The sequence below is a fragment of the Caballeronia telluris genome, from assembly GCF_001544495.1.
In the GTDB taxonomy this organism is placed as follows: Bacteria; Pseudomonadota; Gammaproteobacteria; order Burkholderiales; family Burkholderiaceae; genus Caballeronia; species Caballeronia telluris.
Genome location: NZ_FCNZ02000104.1, coordinates 1 through 2,283, shown reverse-complemented (window position 1 = coordinate 2,283; position 2,283 = coordinate 1). Strand labels below are relative to the sequence as shown.

Here is a 2,283-nt window from a genome sequence, read left to right as displayed (position 1 = left end):
CGGCCAAAAACGGCCACTCGTCGACGGTAGGAAGCTGCCATTTGAACGGCTCCTCCACTCCCAAAGCCGCCCGACGGCCGAAGCGAGTGGTCGGCGTTAGCGCAGTCCTGCGCGTCACTGCACGGCCCCGGGCCGTTCAATGCGCCACAGCTGCGTCTCTAGGCGTGGGCCCGTCTCGGGTTTGAACCAACTCATGTCCTGGATGTGGGAGCTAGTGACATAGATGGTGCCGTCAGGTCCCTCCGAGAACGTATCGGGCCAGCGTAGCCGCTTGTCCTGTACGAGGGTGGTGATACGATCCCCGTCACGGACTCTGACTGCGTCCTGCTCGATGGCGCTCAGATAAAGCCGCCCGCGCTCATCGATCCAGAGACCGTCCGTCGGCTCCGTCTCGGCAACACGCTCCACGCGCGCTTCCAGGCCCTTCTCCGGCAGACGCGGGTTCTGCAATGCGTTCGTCGCGATGCGATAGAGCGTGCGACCGGTCAGTGCTTTCCAGTAGAGCGTGCGGCCATCGGGCGAAAGCGCGAGGCTGTCGGCGGCGAATTCGACTCCGCGGCCGTCGGGCCGGCGCAGCGCGTGCCCATCTATCTTTACAACCACGTCCTTTTCCGGCTGCGTGCTCGGATGGCCGCTGAGAACGCGTCTGGCCTTGGCGGTCTGCAGATCCACGACGACGAGCGCTCCCTTGGCCCCGGCATCGGTCAGATAGGCATACTGGCCATCCGGCGAAAACCGCACATCGTTCAGATAGCTTCCCTGAGGTGCGACGGTCTCGTCGAAGCGGATCACCTGCGCTACCTTGTTCGCCTTAAGGTCGATTTTCACTAGCTTGGGCCCGCCCGGCACCAGCGATGCTGTGGCTGGCGCGGCAGGATCGACGACCCAGAGATTGCCGTGTGCATCGGTCACGACGCTCTGGACGCACACGAAATGATCTCCGGCGGACATCTGGTTCTTCTTTTCGTTGCGCCATGAATTCCACTCCTCGTCCGGGTAAGGTTTGATCTGGCCGTCGCGACTCACTTCGGCGACCGAGACCGGCGCATCTTCCGTCCAGCGCGGAAAATTGACGAAGATGCGCCCATCCTTCGAAACGGTCACGCCCGTGACCTGGTGCTCGAATTGCGCGACCTGCTGCAGTTGTGGCGTATCGGATGAAGTCCCCGCGTGCTGCTGTGCGACGGATGCATTGGCGAGAAGCGTCATCGCCACGATGGCGGACGCGGCTGTGATTCGGATCATGGTCGTTTCCTTTGCATGGCCGGCACTCGGGATGCACACCGAATTTACGGCGCGAACACGGCACGGACGCAGCCGTCGGTCTTGTGCTTGAACATGTCGTAGCCGCGCGGTGCCTCCTCCAGCGAGAAGCGGTGAGTGGCCAGGTAAGCAGGGTTCAGCTCGCCTTTCTGCGCGTGCGAGAGCAGCCGGTCCATATAAGCTTGCCCGTGCTGCTGCGCGCTGCGCACCGTCATGCCCTTGTTCATGATGGCGCCCATCGGGAACTTGTCGATCAACCCGTAGACGCCGAGCACGGACAGCGTGCCGCCTTTGCGGCAGGCCATCACGGCCTCGCGCAGCGCCTGGCCGCGGTCCGTCTCCAGACGCAGCGCTTGCTTCACGCGGTCATACGCGTATTGCGGCCCCGTGCCGTGCGCTTCCATCCCTACCGCGTCGATGCACGCGTCGGGGCCGCGCCCGCCGGTCATCTCCATGAGCGTTTCGAGGACGCTGTCGACCGCCGTGTAGTCGATCGTTTCCGAGCCGGCGTGCTCGCGCGCCATCTGCAAGCGCTCGGGGAAGCGGTCGATCGCGATGACCCGCTCCGCGCCCATCAGACGCGCGCTTTGCTGCGCCATCAGCCCTACGCCGCCGCAGCCCCAGACCGCGACCGTGTCGCCCGGCTGGATGTTGCAGAAGTCGGCGCCCATGTAGCCGGTCGGCGCCGCATCCGAGAGGAACAGCGCCGTATCGTCCGCGACGCCGTCAGGGACCTTGAAGCAGTCGTTGTCGGCAAACGGTACGCGCACGTATTGCGCATGCGCGCCCGCATAGCCGCCGAAGGCGTGGGTGTAGCCGTAGATACCTGCCGTCGTATGTCCGCCCAGAAGCGGTGCCTGTAGTTCGGGCTTGGGGTGCGTGTTGTCGCACAGCGAGTAGAGGGAATGCTGGCAATACCAGCATTGGCCGCAAACGATGAATGAAGGAACCACGACGCGGTCGCCCTTCGCGAGGCGCTTCACCTCGGGGCCGATCTCCTCGATCACGCCCATGAACTCG

The 2,283-nt window shown here is 64.3% G+C and carries 2 protein-coding genes; both read right to left on the bottom strand.

The genetic code is table 11. The features are described 5' to 3' along the window. Positions 1 to 114: 114 nt before the first annotated feature. Positions 115 to 1,245, bottom strand: a complete 1,131-nt coding sequence (locus tag AWB66_RS32300) for an SMP-30/gluconolactonase/LRE family protein (protein WP_087634031.1) — start codon at positions 1,243 to 1,245, stop codon at positions 115 to 117. 44 nt (positions 1,246 to 1,289) lie between these two features. Next, positions 1,290 to 2,283 (bottom strand): zinc-dependent alcohol dehydrogenase (locus AWB66_RS32295; protein ID WP_087634030.1); only part of this gene is annotated, 994 nt, incomplete at its 5' end.

Bases quoted from the DNA above. Each gene is read 5' to 3' on its own strand.
- AWB66_RS32300 (WP_087634031.1), bottom strand. From the start codon at position 1,245: ATGATCCGAATCACAGCCGCGTCCGCCATCGTGGCGATGACGCTTCTC.